Genomic DNA, 15,882 nt, shown 5'->3' with positions numbered 1-15,882 from the left:
GTTTAATGTCATTCATCAGCACCGCCCGCAAAAACGGGTTTGATTCTTATCACGCGGTTAAGATGGTTTTATCAGGTCAGACCAATCAGGTTTTTGGGGTGGGGTGCTGAATAGTTACCATAGGACATAAATATATAATCTTCTATTTTCCGAACAAATCACTATGCGTACCTGTTCGGGATAAGGTTAGCACCAAAACGTCATCCTTGAGATAATAAATCAACAGCCAATCAGCCTGTATGTGACACTCACGGTGTCCCTCCCAATTTCCTGATAACGGATGGTCGTAGTTTTTATCTGGCAGCTTCTCACCGTTGGCAAGCTTTCTGATAATATCATCGAGCAGCTTGGTGTTTTTGCCGCGTTTCTTTGCCAGTTTATATTCCTTTCGGAATTGCGACGTAGCTTTAACCGTGTATTTACTCATGAATTCAACTCCGCGAGCAGTTCATCAACGTCGGAATAACCTTTTACCGACGGATCAGCCGCAATCCTTTCTGCTTCCAACATTGCGGCAATCGTTTCGCGATTAGGAACATCCGTGGTGATTTTGAACGGAATGCCGCCCTCTCGCAGAGATTGCCTTACAAAGATATTGAAAGCGGTTGATAAATTCATTCCCAGCTCCGAATACAACGCTTCAGCAGCCGCTTTTAAGTCTGCGTCCATTCTGATGCTGATGTTTGAAGTAGTGCCTGCCATAGTATCAACTCCTAATATAGTATATTCATATTATACTGCATTTGCACAAAGAAATCAATACATTGCACGAATATTTCTTGTTTCTATAACAGGCTGTTGATTTGTTTTAAAACTGCAGCCTTGATTTCTTTATAGATGTGTTCGTCGGCATGAATGGAAAACTGATTGTTCTGCTTCGCGTTTTCCGTGTTGGGGAACCGGAGGTTGAAATCGGCTCCCTGACGAAAAACCTTAATGTCGTTGATCGTTAGTTCATAATCAATCGTCACCGACGCGATAGCATAAATCCCTTTCCCTCGAAGCAGCCTGACGCGCGTTGATGTTACTTGCATTGCTTATCTGCCTTTCCAAACGATTTTTTCGGGAACCTCCAGCGATTCCGTTGATGTCACAGCGTCCTTGTAATAACAGGTTGCCGTGTTTGATTTCAAATCGACGGATAAGATTCCCGCTTGGTTTTTATCTCTTGTGATGTGCAGAACCGGCTTTAAAAAATATGTCTGCATATCGAAGTAGCCCTCCTGACACTCAAAGCACATTTCAAGCGTAGTAACCGCTTCCTCTGTTGAGATAGAGCTGACTTCTACGGATTTAATATTCCGTGCAATTATCTCCTGAATAATGTCAAAAACATCGCCGTGCTGTTCGTGTTCCGCTTTATTGATTGCAGCATCAATATCCTTTTTCGGAGCAATATCGACAAAAGCAAAAATCAGAGCGTAGGCAAGAACGCAAAGAAAGCTAAAAATTAACGCCCACCATTTAACGATAGGGGACAGGAATATCGCCGCACCAATCGTCAGCGCAGAGCAAATCGTCACGATGAATCCCATTGTAACGGAAAAGCGACGGATAATGTCTTTTCGGCGGTTAGCGTTTATTTCAGCTTCAACGCTCTTTGCGGTTTCCTCAAAGGCGTGATGTAATTCAAAATTTCTGTCAATGATTTCAAGTTTCATGGTTTAGTGTTTCTCCTTTATGACCGACTGAATACGGTCAAGTGTATATTGTTCTCTGATGTATCTCCGCAAGACCTGTTCGAGCGTTTTGTGAAGCATGATGTAGTCTTTTCCGTTGACGACGATACGGAACATATGCTTAGCTGCGTTCCACTCCATAACAACGACCTTGCCCTTAACCTTTCCGCAACTGCTGTCGGAAACCTTGATGTATTCATCGTTCCAATGAATCAGTATTTCTCTTGAATCATAAGCGCGGCGGAAGATGTAATAATCAATGTGCGTTTTCTCAATCACAGCTTCACAGATGATTAGAAGGGTTTTCAGCTCAATATCGGCAATCGGTAATACGTTGCCTTCCGCGTTCTGATACATAAGCTCTGATGGATTTCTGACAGCTGCAGACCTGTTTACAGGTGAGCGAGTATCCTGCGTCTCAACGGTTTTTCCTTCCGGAGTGGACAATTTGTCCACTTTTTCGGGTTCCTGATTTTGCCGATACGGTTTCAACGCCTTATTCGCAAGCTCCTTATTCAATTCGGAATCGGCTGTTTTTCCGTAAAACACCGCTTCCAAATCGTCCGGATTCTCTTTGATTTGCCGTGCGTTCACCGTATTGATTCTGCAATCGGAATGGTTCAGCAGGAATTGAAACAGCGATTTTTGCTGTTGTTCCGTGAGATACGACAGCTCAACTGCCGCGATAATAGGAATCGTCCCGCTGTCAACTCTATTCAGAAACGGCTCAATCAGATATGACAGTCTGATGTAACGGTAAATCTTCTTTTTGCTGAGGTTAGTTTCCTCGGATATGGTTTTCATTTTCTCCAATTCGGAAAGCTCCTTGTAGGCAAAAGCCAGCTCAGACGGAAGATAGTCATTGTTGCGGATAAGGTTGCTTGTCAGGCGAATGGTTTGCTTCTGCTTGTCTGTGAGGTTGGTTTTGATGATACATTTGGTTGTGGGCAACCCTGCTTTTATAACCGCTCTGCGGCGATGTCTGCCGTCTATCAGCTCATATTTTCCGTCGGAAAGGGGAGCAACGATACACGGGCTTAACTGTCCGTCCTTTGCAATACACTCCGCGAGCTGCTCAATGGTTTCGTCGTGAATCTGAAAGCGTTGGTTGCTATCCTCAACAATCAGCTCGTTTCGGATTTCGACGATCTGATTGTCTGTTGTTCCGATTACATCGGCGTAGGCGCTTGCTACCGTTGGAATTGCCTGTGCTTTGATGTTGAATTTAGGCATGGTCGCACCTCCTAAAATGGCAGCACATCGGGAAGCTCCCGAATGATGTTGGTAATCAGATGTGCGAGTGCGCATAAGGTTTCTGTATCATTGCCTATGCAATCCTCTTTGCCGGTAAAGGCAAGGTGCAGTTTCTTTTCGTTGTAGCCATAGTCGCCGTCATAACCTGACAGCTCTACGGCAACATTCAACTTCGGAAAGGCACAGTAAGCGCCGTTGATATGCTTGCCGCAAATCACAAGATAGGAAATGCCGTTGTGGGTAATACTGACTTCCTTGCAGTTGCACTTAAACCGTCTTTCGATTTCAGCCATTGTGTTCACCCCCAATCAGTACGTCAACGACATTCATATAAGCCCTGCCAACGTCGTCCGAGCGTCGTTTTACCAACACCGTTTTCTCGGCGGAGGAGTTCTTCACCGAAGCTCTAAACGGAATTGCCGGAAGAACCATGCTGCCGTAGCTCGTGTGGATTGCTTCCAACACCGCCTTGCTGACCTGAATATTCATCGCCATAGTTGGCAAAATCAAAACATCTTCGCCAATATTTGCCGTAGGCTTCATACGCAAAAGTGTTTTTAACATCTTGTCGGTTCCCTGATATGGAATCGGATCAGCCTGCACTGTAATGAGAAGAATATCTGAGCAGATCACCGCGTTGGTAATCCTAAGATCGAGCGACGGACAGCAGTCTATGATAATAAAGTCGTATTTTACAAAGTAATTGTCGGAGAATATACGGGTAAACACCGTTGTTTCGTCCGTTTGGTCGGCGTGAAGCGTTGTGACGGCTCCCGCGAGCATCGGCGTTGCGGGAATGTAGTCAAGGTTGAGCTTCTCGTTGTGCCTGATAAAATCATCGTGATTGATAGGGAACTGAGCTACCGTCTGATAGATCAGCTCCGCAATCGTCGGCTTGCCGTCAAAGGTGAAGTCAAGCCAGTTTGTCAGGTGCGTCTGGCTGTCAATGTCAATAAGCAGCACCTTTTTTCCTCTGAGCGAAAGCCCTGCGGCAATGTTGATCGCAGAGGTCGTTTTCGCCACACCGCCTTTTTCATTGGCGATGCAAATGATGGTTGGTTTCTTAATCTGTTCCATTTAATCTAATCCTTTCAAAAAAATCAGGCTATCCGTGTAAAATAGATTTCGGATAGCCTGTGTTTAACGGTTTATGGTGGACAATTTGTCCATTTTATTATATAATTGGAAAAACGATTGCATTGCATAATCGTTTAAGCCATATTAGTCATTGGAATAACTAAATTTGCAACATCATTTCTTACATAATTATTAAATGGTGAAATATCAATCGTTCTATATTTTTGTTCGAGATGTGTGTAAATATCTAAAGTAATCTGAACATTTGAGTGTCCCATGAGCTTTGATGCTTTTAAAGCATCAACACCAGCATGATAAAGCATTGTACAATATGTATGTCTTAGTTGATGAGGAGTAAAGTGCTGTAATAACTGCGGTATTCCTGTTGGAGAATTATAAGGCTTTGGAACCCGCCCGACGTTTCTCATTTGCTGACAGTAGTATTCGTAATTAAGTGTATTTTGGTAGCTTTCCCAAGTTGATTGCCAAGAACCAACAGTGTGCATTTTTCCGCATTTTTGTGTAAAGATAAGTTTTTTTCCGTTTGATTGGAATTTTTCGAGTTTTATTAAAGGAATAATATTATCCGGTATAGTAATATATCTGTCTTTTCCGTTTTTTGTGTGACCTTTTACGCGAAAATTATTGCTGTCAACTCTCTCAACCGATTTTATAACAGCTATCTTTTTATTTAGTAAATCTATATCTGACCATTCAAGCGGAATAATCTCTCCGCGTCTTAATCCGCAATACAGCATTATTACTGCTGCTATCTGCGCTCGATGATACACCCTTAAAACCATTTCCTTTTGTTCATCGTCTATGGGGGTACGCTGTTCAACAGGAGCGCTTTTCGGGATTTTTTTCTTTTTTCTGTCAAATGGATTGCGACAATCTATCAGATCGTTTTCTAAAGCATAGTCATAAATGTTCAAACCAGCTGATAAATGTGCCTTCATTAGTCGCTTTGAAAAAGGTTTTCCTGTGTTTGGATTGACGTTTTCGGTTTCATATTGAATAAACTTATCAACGTCCATTCCTTTTATTTCTTCACAGTTTCTTGTCCCAAAGTAATTTATTAGATGTTCAACGTCTTTTTCTATACCCTTTCTATAAGAGTATTGTTTGCCGAATATTTCGCTTTCAAGCCAAACTCCGGCAATCTCTTCAAAACTTTTCACTGCATACACCTCGATTGCTATTGCGAATTATAGCATATCTACCATGTCGAAAACGGTCGCAAATGTGAATGTATATCACATTTTTTTGATATGCTGAAACCACCCGTCGAGATGACTTCCATTCAGTAGAAACCACGCAAAACGGGTCGAAACAAATCGGTGCAATTATTTTTAATCTTATAGCAATATATTATTACACAAAAAAAAAAGAGAAGCATTGGCTCTGACCTAAAAAGGTCATGAGCCAATGCTTCTCTAATGCAATAAATTATGTATCTATATTTATCCTTTAGCGCAAAAAATTCGGGGAAGAAAACATAAAACAAACAGAAACACCTAATTGTTACAATTTTGTAATAATTTTCACCTTCCGTCTACGAATCAGAAGGTCGGGAGTTCGAGTCTCTTCCGGCGCGCCAAAGAAAACGGATACCCACTCGGGTATCCGTTTTCTATTTTAGTTTTCAGCATTATCATTAGGCAGTTTCCGGATATTCTGCGAGAATACCGTTTTCGTACAGCTCATTCGGAGAAATATCAATATCTCCGTTAAGCCATACGGCAATGCCGTAATCAATATAGACGCTGTTAAACACAGCAACATCCTTCAAAGGTGCAAATCCTGCCTTTTCAAGCAAAGGCTTGCAGTCGTAAATCTTTGCTTCGCCTGTATTAAATCTCACCCATAATCTGTATTCCGAAAGCGGACGAACACCGCTGACTTTGATTGCGGGCTTCAACTCTCCCGCGTAAGCGACACCATCAATAATATACATTTGAAATCCTCCTTATCTTAACGGTTCAATTTTTCCGAAAGGCTCACCGCGAACAGCCATGTTCCAAGCTCTGTATAATTCATCCTCGTGTATGGCTGCCCATGCCTGTACAAGCTTCAATTGTTTTACAGGCAGACTCCCGGCAAGAAGCTCTCCGTCTACGCCGACAGAAGCCTCATATTCTGCATATTATACATGAAAATGGGGTTTATGATGCTTTTCGTTATCTAAATAGATCATCTTGATAAGAATATTGTAAAACCTACTTAATTCAGGCATTTCAATCACTCCTTTATTTTATTATATCAGGATTATCGGATTTTTCAATCTTTTATATAAAATATTACAAGAATATTACAAAGCGACCTTCCGTCTACGAATCAGAAGGTCGTGAGTTCAAGCGTGCCAAGGCGCAGGCGGTACGCCGAGCCGCAGGCAAAAACGCTTCGGGGGAAGCGTTTTTAGCGAGAGAGACTGATGAACCTTTATTACGCACTGAACCGCTCAGGCGAGGCAGGTGTTCCCCGTCAGTCAAATATTATCGGTGTTTCTACCGCATCGCCCGCAGGTTTTCCTACGTGACGGTACTCCACCTCGACCGAGCCGTCTTTTTTCACGCCTATGACCCATTCCTCGTTTCCGCTGCCGTCGGTTCCCTTTTCGACGCTGACGACCGTTTCGCCGGAGCCGCCGAGTGCCTCGGCGATCGCCTCGTCCTCGCGCATTCCGCCGTAGATTTCGGTATCATTATTATTCGCCGTTTCTTCCCCGCCGCTGATTTCAGGCTTTGTGTCAGCGGCTTTTGTTGTCTGTTCCGCGGTTTCGGCAGGTGTCGACGGAGCCGCCGATGAATCCTGAGCTGTTGTCATAGCCGCGGTCTGCGGCTGTGAGGACGCTTCTGCGCCGCAGCCGGACATCATAATGCACGCGGCAATGATACACGCGGCTATTAACGCAATTCTTTTCATTTCATTCACACTCACTTTATCTGGCACAAATCCTTTATGACCTCGCCTGCGATGATGAGCCCCGCCACGGACGGAACAAATGCTGTTGAAGCAGGTATGCTCCTGCGCGTTCCGTCGCTTTCCGACGGAATAGAGAGCGGCTTTCTCGCCTGCTCCTTTGAATAGACGACCTTGAGCTTTTTTATTCCGCGCTTACGGCACTCAAGGCGCATTACGCGCGCTAGCGGACAGACTGAGGTCTTGCTGATATCGGCGACCTCGAAGGCTGTCGGGTCAAGCTTGTTGCCCGTACCCATGGAGCTTATTATCGGCGTACCCGCTTCCTGTGCCCTCAAAGCCAGCTCGAGCTTGCCGCTGACGGTGTCGATAGCGTCGACAATGTAGTCATACTCCGCAAAATCAAACTGCTCCGCCGTTTCGGGGAGATAAAACATGCGGTGGACTGTGGCCTCGCATTCCGGGTTGATATCACGCACTCTCGCCGCCGCAACGTCTGTCTTGTACTGACCGAGGGTGCTGTGCAGGGCGATGATCTGTCGGTTGAGGTTGGTCAGACTGACGGTGTCGCTGTCGATCAAATCGAGCCTGCCGACTCCCGAACGCGCGAGAGCCTCAACGGTGTAGCCGCCGACTCCGCCGACTCCGAACACCGCGACGCGAGAGTTTTTTAGCTTTTCGAGCGCTTCTGTTCCCAAAAGCAGCTCAAATCTTTCAAATTGGTTCATAATTTCACTCCGAAATAAAGCTGTTGAGACGCTCAAAGTCTGGAATGCGGAAGCCGCTCCTGCCGACCTTTTCTATCAGACCGCCGCTGACGAGCTTGCGCACGTTGCGGCTGACCGTCTCGGCGCGCAGACCTACGCTGCCCGCGATATCGTCGAGGCGCAGTGTGATATACGGCTCGCCGCTGCGCTTTTCGCGGTAGATAAGGAACGCCGCCACGCGCTTGACCGGCTCGCTGATAGAGAGAATGCGGCTGCGCTCGTTCGCGTCGTGGAGCTTGTTGCTGAGCATATGGATCACCTTGAGAGCTACCTTCGGGTCGCTTATCGCGGACTCAACGTCGGCGCGGCGGATATAGCAGCAATAGGTTCTTGTAAGACAGACCGCCGAATACGGGTATTTGCTCGCGCCCGAAAAAACGCCCTCCCAGATAGTGTCGTTGTCGGCAAAAATACCGATGATGTTCTCACGTCCGTCAGCCTCGTAGGTGCTGAGCTTGACCTGCCCCTGCTTTATTATCACGATCGACTCCACGCTGTCGCCCTCGTGGAAAACAAAGTCTCCGCGGCGCAGGGTCTTATGGTTTGAGTGGCGCAGAATGTCGATCTGCTTTTCCTCGGGCAGACCGTAGAGAAACGCGATGTCCTTTATGCATCTGTCCGTGCATTCCTCGCAGGTATTCGGCTTTTTGCAGTTGGGATTGAATTTCACACGCTCACTCCTTTACTCTTTTTTGATTATTATAACGCAAATTTCCACTCGTGTAAAGACTTGCGGTATATACAAAACAGTGTTATAATTATCTCAGCAACGAACGGAGGTATTGTTTTGGTCATAGATTTTCACACCCACACCTTCCCCGACAAAATGGCGGAGAAAACCATAGCTCACCTCGAGAAAATCGGAGGGATTCCCGCTCACACCGACGGCAAACGCGGCTCTTTGCTCGAATCCATGAAAAAATACGGCGTTGACCGCAGCGTGGTTCTTCCCGTGGCGACTCTGCCGAAGCAGGAGAGATCTATCAACACCCTTTCCGCTGAACTGAACGGCAGGGACGGAATTTTCTACGCCGGCGGCATTCACCCCGACTGTGAGGACGTCTGCGGCACGCTCGATTTTATTAAACAAAGCGGACTGTTCGGCATAAAGCTCCACCCCGACTATCAGGGAGTTCACTTTGACGACCCGCGCTATATAAACATCATGCGCGAGGCGGCTAAGAGAGACCTGTACATAGTGACTCACGCGGGTATCGACGTAGGCTTCCGCAGTCACGTTCACTGCACGCCCGATATGATACTTAACGTTCTCGGCGAGCTTGAGGGCGTGATCGACAACAAGCTGATTCTCGCGCACATGGGCAGCTACGAGATGCCCTCAGAGGTACTCTGCAAGCTCTGCGGCAAGCCCGTGTATATGGACACGGCGGCGGTGCTCGACCTCTACCCCGAAAAGTGCGTCGAAATCATCAGAAAGCACGGTGCGGACAGGATATTGTTCGCCACGGACTCGCCGTGGAAACCGCAGGGAGATTACCTCAGGATTTTTGAGGAGCTTGAGCTCAGCGACGGCGAAAAAGAAAAAATTCTCGCAAAAAACGCAGAAAGGATATTGTCATTATGAAAAAACTGATCGCAGCTCTGCTGTGCCTTGCCTTGCTTATCCCGATGTCCGCAGGATTTTCCGTCTACGCCGCGGAGCAGGAGAATATCCCTGTTGTCCCGGTCGAGGTGCCGAAGCTTGAGATAAAAACCGAGAACGGCAATGGAACCTCGCTCCAGAAGGAGGACGGCTACACCGGCGCGAATATCGCGGTTTCAGAAAACGGCGCAAGCGTTCTGGAAAAGGATATCGTCATCAAGGTTCGCGGCAACAGCACAGCCATGACCGCTAAAAAATCCTTCACCTTCAAGTTTGACAAAAAGCAGGACTTGTTCGGAATGGGCAAAAGCAAAAAGTGGGTTCTCCTTGCAAACGCCTTTGACCCCACGCTTCTGCGCAGCTACGTCGCGTTTGATCTGGCGCAGGAGCTCGGTATTGAATACACCTCGCGTCAGAAAATCGTGGAGCTGTGGCTCGACGGCAAATTCCGCGGCTGCTACACCCTGATGACTCCCGTCAAGGCGACGCTCGACACGGACGGCGACAGTGATTTTATGCTTGAATACGAGCGGCTGCGCGTTGACGAGGGCACGACCTACATCACCTCAAACGGTCTGCGCTTCGGAATCAGCGACCCCGACGAGCCTGAGGACAGTCAGGTCGAATATATCTCAAAAAAGCTCGACGAGCTTTCAGGCGTAATAAAAAACGGCGACCGTGAAGCGATCGAAAGCGCGGTCGACATTCCCTCGTTTGCCAAATTCTACGTTCTCAATGAGTTTTTGAAAACGAATGATTTCAATTTCAGCTCGGTGTTTTTTTACTACAAGAACGGCAAATTCTACGCGGGACCGCCGTGGGACTACGACCTTTCAATGGGAAATGTGAACAAGGACTTTTCCTCCAACTCCGCCGTTGCCTTCAAGACCGACGGCGAGTTCATCAACGACAAGCTGTTTTACAAGTACCTCTGCAAAAACGAATGGTTCATGCTCGAGGTGCGCCGCGAATACGCAAGACACAGCGACTACATTAAAAATATCGGCTCCGGGGGCGGCTTGATCGACAGTCTTGCTTCCGAATACGCCGACGTATTTGAGCGCAACTATACCGACGCGGGCTGGAGCATACGCTACCTTATCAACGTTATGATGTACCCGCTGCCCACATATGAGGAAAATCTGGAGTTCTTCAAAAACTGGTGCGTTGAGCGCGACAGCTGGCTCAGCGATTTTTATGAAATCGATTCTCTGAAATACATTCTCGGCGACTGCGACGGAAACAAAACGATCGACGTTGAGGACGTTACGCTGCTGCAAAAATATCTTGCTGAGACCGAAACCGACCCCGAGATCGCGCTCAGAGGAGCGGTGACAGGCGAAAAGCTGAGCATATCAGACGCAACCGAGATTCAGAAGTACATTGCAGGAATCAAAACGACAGCCAAAACAGGACAAATCGAAGTGAAATAAATCAATCCCCGGCATTTCGCGATGCCGGGGATTTTTTGAGCGTATTTTCTTTACAGCTTCTTGTGCTCGGTTCTCATGATAACATCGAGCTGCTGTTCGCGGGTGAGGTCGATGAACTTGACCGCGTAGCCTGAAACGCGGATAGTGAAGTTCGCGTACTCGGGCTTTTCGGGGTGCTCCATGCAGTCCCTGAGCTTCTCAACGCCGAATACGTTGACGTTGAGGTGGTGAGCGCCCTGATCAAAGTAGCCGTCGAGGATATGCCAGAGGTTGTCCTTTCTCTCCTCGAGGGAATGACCGAGAGCGTCGGGGCTGATCGTCTGGGTGTTGGAAATGCCGTCAAGAGCGTACTCGTAGGGCAGCTTCGCGACAGAGTTGAGTGAAGCGAGCAAGCCGTTCTTCTCAGCGCCGTAGGAGGGGTTCGCTCCGGGCGCGAAGGGCGCGTGAGCCTTTCTGCCGTCGGGAGTAGCTCCTGTAGCCTTGCCGTAAACGACGTTCGAGGTGATCGTGAGAATCGAAGTCGTCGGCTCGGAATTGCGGTAGGTGTGGTGCTCTCTGACCTTCTTCATGAATGCCTTGAGCAGCCAGATAGCGATCGAATCGGCTCGCTCGTCGTCGTTGCCGTAGCGCGGGAAATCGCCCTCGATCTCGTAATCGGTGATCAGACCGCTCTCGTTGCGGATGGGCTTTACCTTGGCGTACTTGATAGCGCAGAGAGAATCGACAACATGCGAGAAGCCCGCGATACCCGTCGCGAAGGTGCGGCGTGTGTAGGTGTCGATAAGAGCCATCTCAGCCGCCTCGTAGTAGTACTTGTCGTGCATATAGTGAATGAGGTTGAGGGTGTTGACGTAGAGCTCAACAAGCCAGCTCATCATCGCGTTGAACTTGTGCATTACCTCTTCGTAGTCGAGGTACTCGGAGGTGACAGGCGCGATCTCGGGGCCTACCTGCTCGCCGCTAGCCACGTCCACGCCGCCGTTGAGGGCGTAGAGAAGGCACTTGGCGAGGTTTGCTCTCGCGCCGAAGAACTGGATCTCCTTGCCGGTCTGAGTCGCGGAAACGCAGCAACAGATGCTGTAGTCGTCGCCCCAGACAGGACGCATCACGCAGTCGTTCTCGTACTGGATAGACGAGGTGTTTACCGAGATCTTCGCGGCGTACTTCTTAAACGCCTCGGGGAGTCTTGACGACCAGAGCACCGTGAGGTTAGGCTCGGGTGCGGGTCCCATGTTCTCGAGGGTATGCAGGAAACGGAAGTCGTTCTTTGTTACCATGTGTCTGCCGTCCATACCGATACCCGCCATTTCGAGGGTAACCCATACGGGGTCGCCTGAGAACAGCTCGTTGTAGGACGGAATCCGCGCGAACTTGACCATGCGGAACTTGAGTACGAGGTGGTCGATAAGCTCCTGAGCCTCTTTTTCGGTGAGCGTGCCCTCTTCGAGGTCGCGCTGAATGTAGATATCGAGGAAGGTCGAGATTCTGCCGACGCTCATAGCAGCGCCGTTCTGGGTCTTGATCGCGGCAAGGTAGCCGAAGTAGAGCCACTGAACGGCTTCTCTCGCGTTCTGAGCGGGCGCGGAAATATCAAAGCCGTAGATCTCAGCCATCTGCTTCATGCCCCTGAGAGCGCGGATCTGCTCGGCGATCTCCTCTCTGAGGCGGACGTGCTCCTCGCTCATGTTTCTGCCGCCGCAGTAGAACAAGTCCTTCTCCTTTGTGTAGATGAGGTAGTCAAGACCGTAGAGCGCGACTCTGCGGTAGTCGCCGACGATACGTCCTCTGCCGTAGGTGTCGGGCAGACCGGTGATGACGTGGCTGTGACGCGCGCGCTTCATCTCGGGGGTGTAGGCGTCGAATACCGCCTGATTGTGGGTTTTATGGTAATCGGTGAAGATTTTAACCAAGTCCTGATTGACGGTGTAGCCGTAGGTCGAAGCCGCCTGAACCGCCATTTTGATGCCGCCGTAGGGCATGAACGCTCGCTTGAGCGGCTTGTCGGTCTGGAGTCCTACTACCTTCTCCAGATCCTTCATGCTCTCGTCGATGTAGCCGGGACCGTAGCCTGTCAGCGAGGACACGATCTCGGTTTCGCACTCGAGAACTCCGCCCTTTTCACGCTCCTCCTTCTGGAGCTGCTGCAGCCTGCCCCAGAGCTTGTCGGTAGCCTCGGTGGGAGCCTCGAGGAAGCTCTCGTCTCCGTCGTACATGGTGTAGTTGCTCTGAATGAACTCGCGGACGTTTACGTCCTCGCGCCATTTTCTGCCTATAAAGCCTCTCCAAGCGTGCTCCATCTCTTTGGTAACGGCGAAGGTTTCTCCTGTTGCAAAGGTCATTTCAAACACTCCTTTATATAAGTCCGTTAAGAATATCGTTTGCGTTTTTTATTCTGTCAGCCGCCGGCGGCTGAGTGCCTTCGAGGGCGTAGCTCAGTCCGAGCTCCTTCCACTTGTAGGCGCCCATGCTGTGGTAAGGCAGCACCTCGATTTTTTCGACGTTTTTAAGGGTATCGATGAATTCCCGCGTTTTGCGCAGCGCTTCATCGTCGTCGGTAACACCGGGTACGAGCACATGCCGTATCCAGACGGGCTTGCCGATATCGGACAAGTATCTCAGCATATCGAGGATATTGCCGTTGAAGGCTCCCGTCAGCGACTTGTGCGCGGCTGGATCGATGTGCTTTATGTCGACGAGGAAAAGGTCGCACAGCGTGCACAGCTCCTCAAATTTCGAAAAAAACGGCTCCTCACGCGTGAACGGCTGACCCGCCGTGTCGATACAGGTGTTGATGCCGCGGCGCTTCGCTTTACGGAACAAGTCGAGAAGGAAGTCGATCTGCAGCAGCGGCTCGCCGCCGCTGACGGTGATACCGCCGGTTTTTCCCCAGTAGGGTCGGCACCTTTCAGCCTTGTCGAGCAGCTCGTCCGCGCTCATAAGAACGCCGCCGTCGGTGAGCCATGTGTCGGCGTTGTGGCAATAACGGCATCTGAGCCTGCAGCCCTGCAAAAAAATCAGGAAGCGCACGCCGGGTCCGTCGACGGAGCCGAAGCTCTCGGTGGAATGTATCCTGCCCTCACACATTGCTCTCACAACCTTTCAAACCGGCTCTTTTATGATTTTAGTATAACAAGCATACTCCTTTTCAACATTGATTTAAATCAATTTAGACCCCAAATTCAAATTATCGGCAACTTATTGAAAAGCTTGTAAAAATACGTTATAATATAGTCAATATTCACCACCGGAGGTCATTATGCGATACAATCTGCACACCCACACCTACCGCTGCAATCACGCCTCGGGCGACGACAGGGAATACGTTGAGGCGGCGATCAAGGCAGGCATGAAAACTCTCGGCTTTGCCGACCACTGTCCGCAGTTCTTCCCCACCGACTACTACAGCAATTTCCGCATGCGCCCCGAAAAAGCGGCTGAGTACGTCGAAAGCCTCCGGGCGCTCAAAAAGGAATACAGGGACGACATCGAGATACTCATCGGCTTTGAGACCGAATATTACCCGGAGACCTTTGACAAATTCAGGGATTTTATCGCCGGGCTTGACCTCGATTACATGATTATGGGACAGCACTTTATTCACAACGAGTACGATGTTCCCGGCTACCGCGCAAGCGACCCGAGCTGCGAGGACGCCCGTCAGTACGTGAACCAGACCCTCGAGGGACTGAGGACAGGCTTGTTCACCTACATAGCGCACCCGGATATCCTGCGCCACAGCGACCCGGTTTTTTACCGTGAGCTGATGAAGGATTACTGCTCGCAGCTGAAAGAAATGGATATCCCCATAGAATACAACATCCTCGGCTACCGCAACAAAAAATGGTATCCGAACCCTCTGTTCTGGCAGGTCGCCGCAGAAACAGGCAACAAGGTCGTACTCGGATACGACGCGCACGAGCCCGGAGCGCTTCTGGAGAAAAACAACTTCGACGCCTGCATGGGATATCTCAATATGCTCGGTATCACGCCCGCGAGGTTCAGCGAAATCAAAAACCGCAAGCTCTAAAATTCCTGAAAAACCCTTTTTTGTCCATTGACACTTTACACAATATGGTGTATAATATATGAGGAAAAATTGTAATTTGCGTGATAGTTTCTGCGCGATTACGAATAAAAATTTTAAGGAGGATATTTTTATGCCACACATTGACGATTTTGTCAAGGACATAATGGAAAACGGCGTTTCCGCAAACGCGGAGCACAAAGCTGAAATCAAAGAGCTGACAGACGTTATCGCCGCTGAAAAGGAAAAAATCGAGGGTGAGTACGAGAAAATCGGCAGACTCTACTACAAGAACAATTCTCACAAGACCGACGGCGAGCTCGGCGCGCTTGTAGCCGGCGTTAACGCGTCCAAGAAGAAGATCAAGGACAGCAAGCTGAAAATCGGTCAGCTGTTTGATATCACCTTCTGTGAGGAATGCGGCGAGCAGGTTGACGAGGACGCTCTGTTCTGCAACAACTGCGGCGCCAAGATGCCCGTTAAGCTGATGCCCGGTATGGTTCTCTGCAAGCACTGCAACAAGGCTGTAAGAGAAGGCATCCGCTTCTGCACCAACTGCGGCCACTCCATGATCGAAGAGCCCGAGCCCCCCAAGGCGCTCAAGGAATGTACTAACTGCGGCTTCACCACCAACGACCCCGACCTGATGTTCTGCGAGGCATGCGGCAGACGTCTTGTTACCGAGGACGGCGAAGATGTAAAGCAGGAGGATGAAGCTCCGAAGGAGCCCACCAAGAAGGTCTGCACCAACTGCGGCTTCGAGATTTTTGACGTTGAAACCATGTTCTGCAACGACTGCGGCAGACGTCTGGTAGAGGCGTCCGAGCTTGAAAAAGCGGACTGATAAAAAAATTTCAGGACACCTGTCACCGGGTGTCCTGTTTTTTTATTTATTTGCTTTTCCCTTTTTCCTTGCCTTGCTCACAAGCTTGAGTATTTCGGTCTCGGATACCTTTCCGTCTCTTGCGGCGCGGATAAGCGCGCGGATCGGCTCATTTGAATTGATATACGCCGCAATGTCCATCGGCACGGTCTTTTCGGACGCGGAAGCGCTTGCGAGGTCGTAAAATACCGCCTGCTCGTCAGCATTCAGCTCAAACAGCGATACCATTCTCTGTTGCAG

At 49.1% G+C, this 15,882-nt stretch carries 19 protein-coding genes and 1 pseudogene; 4 read left to right on the top strand and 16 right to left on the bottom strand.

Translation table 11 applies throughout. The features are described 5' to 3' along the window. Positions 1–142: 142 nt before the first annotated feature. From KQI64_RS07570 to KQI64_RS07510, 13 genes and pseudogenes are all read right to left on the bottom strand, one after another. Positions 143–427 carry a type II toxin-antitoxin system YafQ family toxin gene (locus tag KQI64_RS07570; RefSeq protein WP_216524099.1) on the bottom strand — a complete coding sequence of 95 codons (285 nt, stop codon included), beginning with the start codon at positions 425–427 and terminating at the stop codon, positions 143–145. Further along, a complete protein-coding gene (locus tag KQI64_RS07565; protein WP_216524098.1) occupies positions 424–702 on the bottom strand; it encodes a type II toxin-antitoxin system RelB/DinJ family antitoxin in 279 nt (92 codons plus the stop codon). Before KQI64_RS07565 ends, KQI64_RS07570 begins: the two co-directional genes overlap by 4 nt. An 83-nt stretch (positions 703–785) precedes the next feature. Then, positions 786–1,034, bottom strand: a complete 249-nt coding sequence (locus tag KQI64_RS07560) for a septation protein SpoVG family protein (protein WP_216524097.1) — start codon at positions 1,032–1,034, stop codon at positions 786–788. Positions 1,035–1,037: 3 nt separating this feature from the next. Then, the gene (locus KQI64_RS07555; protein ID WP_216524096.1) at positions 1,038–1,661 is read right to left on the bottom strand and encodes a hypothetical protein; all 624 of its coding nucleotides are present in this window, start codon (positions 1,659–1,661) and stop codon (positions 1,038–1,040) included. A 3-nt stretch (positions 1,662–1,664) separates the two neighbouring features. Beyond that, positions 1,665–2,912 carry a ParB/RepB/Spo0J family partition protein gene (locus KQI64_RS07550; protein ID WP_216524095.1) on the bottom strand — a complete coding sequence of 416 codons (1,248 nt, stop codon included), beginning with the start codon at positions 2,910–2,912 and terminating at the stop codon, positions 1,665–1,667. Positions 2,913–2,923: 11 nt separating this feature from the next. After that, positions 2,924–3,226 carry a hypothetical protein gene (locus KQI64_RS07545; RefSeq protein ID WP_216524094.1) on the bottom strand — a complete coding sequence of 101 codons (303 nt, stop codon included), beginning with the start codon at positions 3,224–3,226 and terminating at the stop codon, positions 2,924–2,926. Beyond that, the gene (locus KQI64_RS07540) at positions 3,219–4,010 is read right to left on the bottom strand and encodes a ParA family protein (RefSeq protein WP_216524093.1); all 792 of its coding nucleotides are present in this window, start codon (positions 4,008–4,010) and stop codon (positions 3,219–3,221) included. The genes KQI64_RS07545 and KQI64_RS07540 overlap by 8 nt, the downstream gene beginning before the upstream one ends. 134 nt (positions 4,011–4,144) lie before the next feature. Continuing rightward, a complete protein-coding gene (locus KQI64_RS10635) occupies positions 4,145–5,191 on the bottom strand; it encodes a tyrosine-type recombinase/integrase (protein WP_216524092.1) in 1,047 nt (348 codons plus the stop codon). A 476-nt stretch (positions 5,192–5,667) separates the two neighbouring features. Then, a complete protein-coding gene (locus KQI64_RS07530; protein WP_216524091.1) occupies positions 5,668–5,967 on the bottom strand; it encodes a DUF2442 domain-containing protein in 300 nt (99 codons plus the stop codon). A 12-nt stretch (positions 5,968–5,979) separates the two neighbouring features. Then, positions 5,980–6,144 (bottom strand): annotated as a pseudogene (locus tag KQI64_RS10690) (DUF4160 domain-containing protein); the annotation flags it as partial. A gap of 350 nt (positions 6,145–6,494) precedes the next feature. Further along, on the bottom strand, positions 6,495–6,935 hold the full coding sequence (locus KQI64_RS07520; protein ID WP_216524090.1) for a hypothetical protein: 441 nt from the start codon (positions 6,933–6,935) through the stop codon (positions 6,495–6,497). 11 nt (positions 6,936–6,946) lie between these two features. Continuing rightward, positions 6,947–7,663, bottom strand: coding sequence for a tRNA threonylcarbamoyladenosine dehydratase (locus KQI64_RS07515; RefSeq protein WP_216524102.1), 717 nt, complete (start codon positions 7,661–7,663; stop codon positions 6,947–6,949). A gap of 1 nt (position 7,664) precedes the next feature. Further along, positions 7,665–8,369: a Crp/Fnr family transcriptional regulator gene (locus KQI64_RS07510; RefSeq protein WP_216524089.1), complete on the bottom strand. Its 705-nt coding sequence runs from the start codon at positions 8,367–8,369 to the stop codon at positions 7,665–7,667. Between the two features lie 117 nt (positions 8,370–8,486). Between KQI64_RS07510 and KQI64_RS07505 the strand changes: the two genes are divergently transcribed. After that, positions 8,487–9,284, top strand: coding sequence for an amidohydrolase family protein (locus KQI64_RS07505; RefSeq protein ID WP_216524088.1), 798 nt, complete (start codon positions 8,487–8,489; stop codon positions 9,282–9,284). Further along, positions 9,281–10,735: a CotH kinase family protein gene (locus KQI64_RS07500; RefSeq protein WP_216524087.1), complete on the top strand. Its 1,455-nt coding sequence runs from the start codon at positions 9,281–9,283 to the stop codon at positions 10,733–10,735. The genes KQI64_RS07505 and KQI64_RS07500 overlap by 4 nt, the downstream gene beginning before the upstream one ends. Positions 10,736–10,785: 50 nt before the next feature. Here KQI64_RS07500 and pflB read toward each other — a convergent pair whose 3' ends face one another. Both pflB and pflA read right to left on the bottom strand, forming a co-directional pair. Beyond that, the gene (pflB, locus tag KQI64_RS07495; protein ID WP_216524101.1) at positions 10,786–13,032 is read right to left on the bottom strand and encodes a formate C-acetyltransferase; all 2,247 of its coding nucleotides are present in this window, start codon (positions 13,030–13,032) and stop codon (positions 10,786–10,788) included. Positions 13,033–13,087: 55 nt separating this feature from the next. Then, entirely contained in the window at positions 13,088–13,819 is a 732-nt protein-coding gene (pflA, locus tag KQI64_RS07490; protein ID WP_216524100.1) for a pyruvate formate-lyase-activating protein, read from the bottom strand. A gap of 172 nt (positions 13,820–13,991) precedes the next feature. On the opposite strand from pflA, the gene KQI64_RS07485 reads away from it, so the two are divergent. Continuing rightward, entirely contained in the window at positions 13,992–14,762 is a 771-nt protein-coding gene (locus KQI64_RS07485) for a histidinol-phosphatase (protein WP_216524086.1), read from the top strand. 130 nt (positions 14,763–14,892) lie between these two features. Next, positions 14,893–15,603 (top strand): zinc ribbon domain-containing protein, encoded by a 711-nt coding sequence (locus KQI64_RS07480; RefSeq protein WP_216524085.1) that lies wholly within the window; start codon positions 14,893–14,895, stop codon positions 15,601–15,603. A gap of 42 nt (positions 15,604–15,645) precedes the next feature. Here KQI64_RS07480 and KQI64_RS07475 read toward each other — a convergent pair. Beyond that, positions 15,646–15,882: hypothetical protein (locus tag KQI64_RS07475; RefSeq protein WP_216524084.1), on the bottom strand; the 237-nt coding region annotated here is incomplete at its 5' end.

This window comes from Lachnoclostridium sp. MSJ-17 (assembly GCF_018918205.1).
Taxonomy (GTDB): Bacteria; Bacillota; Clostridia; order Oscillospirales; family Acutalibacteraceae; genus Ruminococcoides.
Note: the sequence above shows the minus strand (reverse complement) of the source record. Positions and strands in the feature narration are given on the sequence as shown.